This is a genomic window from Paucimonas lemoignei, from assembly GCF_004342585.1.
Lineage (GTDB): Bacteria > Pseudomonadota > Gammaproteobacteria > Burkholderiales > Burkholderiaceae_D > Paucimonas > Paucimonas lemoignei.
Window position 1 is genome coordinate 1 of record NZ_SLZQ01000032.1, and the last position, 1,412, is coordinate 1,412.

1 protein-coding gene is annotated in these 1,412 nt (G+C 58.1%); it reads left to right on the forward strand.

The window, feature by feature from the left end; translation table 11 throughout:
• A partial coding sequence (locus EDC30_RS19325) for a chondroitinase-B domain-containing protein (RefSeq protein ID WP_132260577.1) occupies positions 1 to 1,404 on the forward strand: 1,404 nt, incomplete at its 5' end.
• Between the last annotated feature and the right edge of the window lie 8 nt (positions 1,405 to 1,412).

Here is a 1,412-nt window from a genome sequence, read left to right on the forward strand (position 1 = left end):
ACGACTACTGCAGCAGCCACGACAACCACCCGCGCTGCGACCACGACAACCGCAGCAGCCACGACGACCACTCGTGCTGCCACCACCACTACGGCAGCGCCAACCACTACCACAAAGGCTGCGACCACCACGACGACTGCGCGGGCGACCACCACTACCGTGGCGACCACCACTACGACGACTCAGGCTGCCACCGGTCCGACGTACTACCTGTCGCCCAATGGTAACGATAGCAACAGCGGTTCGGCTTCCGCTCCGTGGCGCACCATCCAGAAGGCCGCCAACACCGTCAACGCCGGCGACACCGTCGTGCTGATGGACGGCACCTACACCGAAGGCTCGATCGGCTTCAACCGTTCCGGCACCGCCGCCAAGCCGATTACCTTCAAGGCGCAAAACAAGTGGAAAGCCATCGTGTCCTCGACCTCAGGCTGCCAACCTGGCTTCTCCATTAACGCCAGCTACATCACCGTCAAGGACCTGACCTTCGGCATCGGTGGTAACTCTTGCAGTACCTACACCTCGTCCAACGTGCATATCCGTGCCTGGAATACCGTTAACCCGACCCCGTCAAACCCGACATCCGGTTCGGCTGGTTTCCATGCCGATGGCCTGAAGCTGACTGGCGGCCTAGCTCGTTCCGAAGGCATCAAGTCCAACCAGGACTACACCATCATCGAGAATGTCGAAGCGGACAACGCCCTGGAGATCTTCAACAGCAAGCAATCCATCATCCGCAACAACAATGTCACGGGTCAGGATCAGTATGGCGTGTCGATCTTCGCCAAGGGTGGCGTGCGTAGTGCCCAGATCTATGGCAACGTGGTGCGCAACAAGCACAACGACGGTTATGGCATCTACCTGGGTGGCTATTCCTGCGATACTTGCTTCTTTGACCCAAGTGCCAAGATCGAAGCCTACAACTCCGTCGCTTACAACAACGTCGTCATCAATGACTCCGGTCACTTGAATGCGCTGGTGTTTGCCGGCGCCAAGGATAGCGCCTTCTTCAACAACGTCGTCATCGGCGGTGGCGTGGTCACCATGCAGGGCGGTTACAACACGGGCTTCCGTGCCAACACCACCAATCCGACCCTGGTGAACAACATCATCATCTGTAACGGTGCCCAGGCGCACTCGGGTTCGTACTCGGGTACCTACAAGGTAGATAGCAACAACTTCTACAACTGCTCGGGCGTGCCGTCACAGACCAATGCTGTCACGGGTGATCCGCTGTTCGTTGCCAACACCTCGAACTGGGCGCTGCAAGCCAACAGCCCGGCGCGTAACCGCGGTGCTGCTGTCTCGTTCACTGGCTACAACGGTGAAAGCATCAATGTCTCGCTCGACAAGAATGGCGTTACCCGCTCCGCTCCTTGGGATCTCGGTATCTACAACTACTAATTAAATAG